7 protein-coding genes are annotated in these 5,099 nt (G+C 71.4%); 2 read left to right on the forward strand and 5 right to left on the reverse strand.

Features of this window, described 5'->3' with window-relative positions; genetic code table 11:
- The 5 genes from Q0112_RS10620 to Q0112_RS10640 form a co-directional block, all read right to left on the reverse strand.
- Positions 1-1,000, reverse strand: a 1,000-nt coding sequence (locus Q0112_RS10620; protein WP_297974977.1) for a low specificity L-threonine aldolase, incomplete at its 3' end; no start/stop codon positions are given.
- On the reverse strand, positions 1,000-1,485 hold the full coding sequence (locus Q0112_RS10625; RefSeq protein ID WP_297974980.1) for a YcgN family cysteine cluster protein: 486 nt from the start codon (positions 1,483-1,485) through the stop codon (positions 1,000-1,002). The genes Q0112_RS10620 and Q0112_RS10625, both read right to left, overlap by 1 nt.
- A complete protein-coding gene (locus Q0112_RS10630; protein WP_297974982.1) occupies positions 1,482-2,423 on the reverse strand; it encodes a bifunctional riboflavin kinase/FAD synthetase in 942 nt (313 codons plus the stop codon). The genes Q0112_RS10625 and Q0112_RS10630 overlap by 4 nt, the downstream gene beginning before the upstream one ends.
- Positions 2,424-2,453: 30 nt before the next feature.
- Positions 2,454-2,909 (reverse strand): MaoC family dehydratase, encoded by a 456-nt coding sequence (locus tag Q0112_RS10635; RefSeq protein ID WP_297974985.1) that lies wholly within the window; start codon positions 2,907-2,909, stop codon positions 2,454-2,456.
- A 128-nt stretch (positions 2,910-3,037) separates the two neighbouring features.
- Complete coding sequence (locus tag Q0112_RS10640; protein WP_297974988.1) at positions 3,038-3,916, reverse strand: TIGR01459 family HAD-type hydrolase; 879 nt, start codon at positions 3,914-3,916, stop codon at positions 3,038-3,040.
- Positions 3,917-4,184: 268 nt separating this feature from the next.
- On the opposite strand from Q0112_RS10640, the gene groES reads away from it, so the two are divergent.
- Both groES and Q0112_RS10650 read left to right on the forward strand, forming a co-directional pair.
- Positions 4,185-4,496: a co-chaperone GroES gene (gene groES, locus Q0112_RS10645; protein WP_297974991.1), complete on the forward strand. Its 312-nt coding sequence runs from the start codon at positions 4,185-4,187 to the stop codon at positions 4,494-4,496.
- A gap of 31 nt (positions 4,497-4,527) precedes the next feature.
- Positions 4,528-5,099, forward strand: a 572-nt coding sequence (locus tag Q0112_RS10650; protein WP_297974994.1) for a TCP-1/cpn60 chaperonin family protein, incomplete at its 3' end; no start/stop codon positions are given.

Below are 5,099 nucleotides of genomic sequence, written 5' to 3' on the forward strand. Positions count from 1 at the left end.
AGTTGCAGACGAGCCGCGCCGAGAGCGGCTCCTCCTCCGGCCCCTCGAGGCTCTGGTCGGCCGGCCAGAGGTAGTAGCGCGCCCCCGCCGCCAGCGCCGCCCGGTGCCGCCCGCGCGGCCAGGCGGCGAAGACGGCGTTCGCCTCGGTCGGGTGCAGCAGCGCGGCGCCCGGCATCGCCGCGATCCCGGCGGCGAGCTGCTGCGCCCGCTCGTTCGACTGGTCGGCGAGGTCGAGCCAGAGATCGCCCTCGAGATAGGCCTCCATCTGCGCCGAGAGGAGGCGGTGCTTGGAGAAGAGGTGCCCGCCGCGCTTGCGCCGGAGCTCGAATTCCCAGGCGCGGGCGGGATCGAACAGCACCACCGCCTCGACCCCGAGGCAGCCGTTCTTGGTGCCGCCGAAGCACAGCACGTCGACCCCGGCCTTCCAGGAGAGCTCGGCCGGGGTGCAGTCGAGCCAGGCGACGGCGTTGGCGAAGCGCGCGCCGTCCATGTGCACCGGCATGCCCGCGGCGTGGGCGAGCCCGGCGAGCTCGGCCACCTGGGCCGGGGTGTAGGCGGTGCCGGCCTCGGTGGCGTTGGTGAGCGAGAGCGCGCCCTTCTGCACGTTGTGGACGCCCACCGCCGCCGCCCGCGCGACCGCCCGCTCAAGCTCGGCCGGCGCGATGCGCCCGTGCTCGCCGTCGAGCAGGGTGAGCTTGGCGCCGCCGGTGTAGAACTCCGGCGCCCCGCATTCGTCCTCGGCGACATGCGCGCCGCGGTGGCAGTAGACCGTCGCCCACGGCGGGCAGAGGCAGGCGAGCGAGAGCGCGTTGGCCGCGGTTCCGGTCGCCACCAGGCGGACCGCCGCCTCCGGCGCCTCGAACACCTCGCGGAGCCGCGCCTGCACCCGCTGGAAGGCCTCCTCCTCGCCGTAGGAGGGGGCGTTGCCCGCGTTCGCCGCCGTCACCGCCTCGACGATCTCGGGCGCCGCGGGACCGGTGTTGTCCGACTGGAACCACATCAGATCTCCTCCTCGATCACGAAGTCTTCCCAGTCCTCCTCCGGCACCTCGTATTCCGCCACCATGCGCCCCCGCAGCGAGATGCCGGCCCGGTGCACGCTCTCGGGATCGCCCGAGATGAGCGGGTGCCAGGGCTCGAGCGCGCGCCCCTCGTGCACCAGCCGGTAGGCGCAGGTTCGCGGCATCCAGGAGAGCACGGTCTCGAGATTGTCGCGGTCGAGCACGACGCAACCCCGCACCAACTGGCGGCGGAGCGGATAGTTCCCGCAGCGGCAGGTCCCGAGATCGAGGAGCCGGCAGGCCACGCGGGTATAGGCGACCGCGCCCGTGTCCTCGTCCTCGAGCTTGATGAGGCAGCATTTGGCGCAGCCGTCGCAGAGCGCCTCCCACTCGGGGCGGGTGAGCTCCTCGAGCGGAAAGCGGCGCCAGAAGTCCTTGCGCAGGCCCTCGCGCGCCGCGCGCTTCGTCTGTCCGCCGCGGCTCACGCGGCGCCGGCGAGCTGCGCCCGCGCCTCCTCGGCGTCGCGGTGCATCTGCGCGACGAGGGGCTCGGCGCCGTCGAAGCGGAGCTCCGGCCGGAGGAAGGCGACGAGCGCCACCGACAGCACCGCGCCGTAGAGGTCGCCGTCGAAGTCGAAGAGATGCACCTCGAGGTTCGCCGCCCGGGCGCCGAAGGTCGGCCGCACCCCGACCGAGGCGACCCCGCGGTAGCGCCCCTGATGCGGGCCGGTCAGCACGTCGACGAGGATGGCATAGACCCCGAAGCGCGGCGGGTTGAGGCCGGCGAGGCTCATGTTGGCAGTCGGGAATCCGAGGCTGCGCCCGCGCTTGTCGCCGTGCTCGACTTCGCCCTCGATCCGGTGCCAGTGGCCGAGGATGCGCGCCGCGACCTCCGGCCGGCCGGCGGCGAGCGCCTCGCGGATCGCCGTCGAGGAGAAGTCGCCCTCCCCGTCCGAGACGAGCGGCGCCACGGTCACGCCGAAGCCGGCCGTCCGCCCGAGGGTCCGCAGCGTCTCCGCATCGCCCGCCCGGCCCTTGCCGAAGCGGAAGTCGGCGCCGACCACGACGTGCCGCACGCCGAGGCCGGCGGCGAGGGCCGCGGCCACGAAGGCCTCGGGCGGGAGGGCGGCCATCGGCGCGCCGAACGGGAGCTCGTAGAGGCGCTCGACGCCGAGCTTCTCCATCCGCCGGGCGCGGGCGTCGCCGGTCATCAGCCGGAAGGGCGGCGCGTCGGGGGCGAAGAAGCTGCGCGGGTGCGGCTCGAAGGTGACGACGCCGAAGGGTGCGCCGAGCTCGGCCGCGGCGGCATGGGCGAGCGCCAGGACCGACTGGTGCCCGAGGTGCACCCCGTCGAAGTTGCCCATGGCGACGGCGGCGCCGCGATCCGCCTCCGCCAGGCCGCGATAGTCCCGAAATCGCTTCATCGGCCCCTTGGCGGGCCGGAGCCCTGCGCGTCAGTCGAACCTGCGGCTCGGCGCCAGCACCAGCGCCTCGCCTTCGAGCACGACGGTATCGCCGACCCGGCAGGCGCAATCAAGCGTCACCCGGCGCTTCGCGTGGTCGATGTCGCGCACGACGACCGTCGCCTCGACCCGGTCGCCGGGCCGGACCGGGGCGCGGAACTTGAGCGTCTGGCCGAGGTAGACCGTCCCGTGGCCGGGCAGCTGCTCGCCGATCACCGCCGAGATCAGCCCGGCGGTCAGCATCCCGTGCGCGATCCGCCCCTCGAAGATGGTGTCGCGGGCATAGTCGTCGTCGAGGTGCACGGGATTGTGGTCGGTCGACAGCTCGGCGAACATCGCGATCTCGGCGTCGCCGATCGTCTTCGACAGCGACCGCTGCATCCCGATCGAGATGTCCTCGATGCAGATCGTCCCGATCGGCAGGTTGTGCCCCCGCGTGTCCAGCATGGCGCCTTCCTCATGTTGCGCTGCAGCGTACCCTATGCGATTCGCTGGCGCGGCGCAAGAGCGGTGCGCAACTTTCGTTCGCTCCTACCGTATCGTCAGGAACATTATTGCGCCGGCGTTGCGGCGGATCAGCGCAGGAAGGCCATGGCGAAGAGCGGCGCGAGCCGGGCCGCCTCGAGACAGGCGGCGAGCTTCGCCGGATCCGGGCCGGCCGAGGCGGTGGTGCCGGTCTCCCCGGCGGCGAGGCCGCCGGTGACGAAGAGCGCGTCGAGCGCCTCGCCCATGGCGCCGAGGATGTCGGTGCCGATCCCGTCGCCGACGCAGAGGATCTCCTCGGGCGGCACCTCGCGGCCGAGCCGCTCCACCAGCTTCCGGCGGGCGAGCGAATAGATCGGCGGGTGCGGCTTGCCGAAATAGTAGCTGCGCCCGCCGGCCGCGGCGTAGGCCTGCGCGATGGCGCCGGCGCAGTAGATCCGCCGCTCGCCCACGTCGACCACGATGTCGGGATTGGCGCAGAGGAGCTTCAGCCCCTTGGTCTTGCCGTAGAGGATGATCGCCCGGTAGTCGTCCGGCGTCTCGCTCATGTCGTCGAAGAGGCCGGTGCAGACGATCCCCTCCGCCTCCTCGAGCGGCACCCGCTCGACGTCGATCGGCCGGCCCTCGGCGTCGCGGAAGAAGACCAGGTCCCGCTCCGGGCCGATGTGGAAGACCCGGCGCCCGAACTGGCCGGCCGCCATCGCCGCCTGGGCCGCGTCGCCGGAGGAGACGATGAGGTCCCAGCAGGAGCGCGGCGCGCCGAGCAGGTCGAGCTGCCGCGCCACGTCCCCCGCCGGCCGCGGCGAGTTGGTGAGAAGCACCACGGTCCCGCCGCCGCCGCGGAAGGCCTCGAGCGCCGCCACCGCCTCCGGGAAGGCCCGCACCCCGTCGTGCAGGCACCCCCATAGATCGCAGAAGAGCGCGTCGTAGCCGGGATCGATCTCCGCCAGCGCGCCTATGATCTCGGTCATCCCCGCTCCCCGCCCGCCGGAAAGCCCATACGCTTTCCATACGCACTCCATACGCGTTCCATACGGCCTTTTCCCAGACTTTTCAGCCCCCTGCGGGCAATCCGCCCGCTCCTCACGATTCCAGCCATATTTCCCCCTCTCCGTCTTGACACGGAGCGGCCCGCTCAATACCTCTGACGCGCCTTTAGCACTCATGGGTGGCGAGTGCTAACATACGGCCTGAAGCCCACCCGCAAGGTAGGAACGCGAACCAAGGAGCGATCCCAAAATGCAATTCACTCCGCTTCACGACCGCGTGGTCGTCCGCCGCATCGAGGGCGAGGAGAAGACCAAGGGCGGCCTGATCATCCCCGACACCGCGAAGGAGAAGCCCTCCGAGGGCGAGGTCATCGCGGTCGGCGAGGGTGCGCGGAAGGACTCGGGCGAGCTCATCCCGATGACCGTCAAGGCCGGCGACCGCATCCTCTTCGGCAAGTGGTCGGGCACCGAGGTCAAGCTCGACGGCGAGGATTACCTCATCATGAAAGAGAGCGACATCCTCGGCGTCATCACCCCGGGCAAGGCCGCCAAGGCCGCCTGAGCCGTCAACAGTTTCTGAGGAGTACGACAACATGGGCGCCAAGCAGCTCAAGTTCGACACCGATGCCCGCAACCGCCTCCTGAAGGGCGTCGACCTGCTCGCGGACGCGGTCCGCGTGACCCTCGGCCCCAAGGGCCGCAACGTCATCCTCGACAAGTCCTTCGGGGCGCCGCGGATCACCAAGGACGGCGTCACCGTCGCCAAGGAGATCGAGCTCGAGGACAAGTTCGAGAACATGGGCGCGCAGATGGTCCGCGAAGTGGCCAGCCGCACCAACGACGAGGCCGGCGACGGCACCACCACCGCCACCGTGCTCGCCCAGGCGATCGTCCGCGAGGGCATGAAGTCGGTCGCGGCCGGCATGAACCCGATGGACCTGAAGCGCGGCGTCGACAAGGCGGTCGCCATCGTCGTCGAGGACATCAAGGCCCAGGCCAAGACCGTCTCCGGCTCCGACGAGGTCGCCCAGGTCGGCACCATCTCCGCCAACGGCGAGACCGAGATCGGCCGGCAGATCGCCGACGCGATGCAGAAGGTCGGCAACGAGGGCGTCATCACCGTCGAGGAGAACAAGGGCTTCGAGACCGAGACCGAGGTCGTCGA

The organism is uncultured Amaricoccus sp. (genome assembly GCF_937858865.1).
Taxonomy (GTDB): domain Bacteria; phylum Pseudomonadota; class Alphaproteobacteria; order Rhodobacterales; family Rhodobacteraceae; genus Amaricoccus.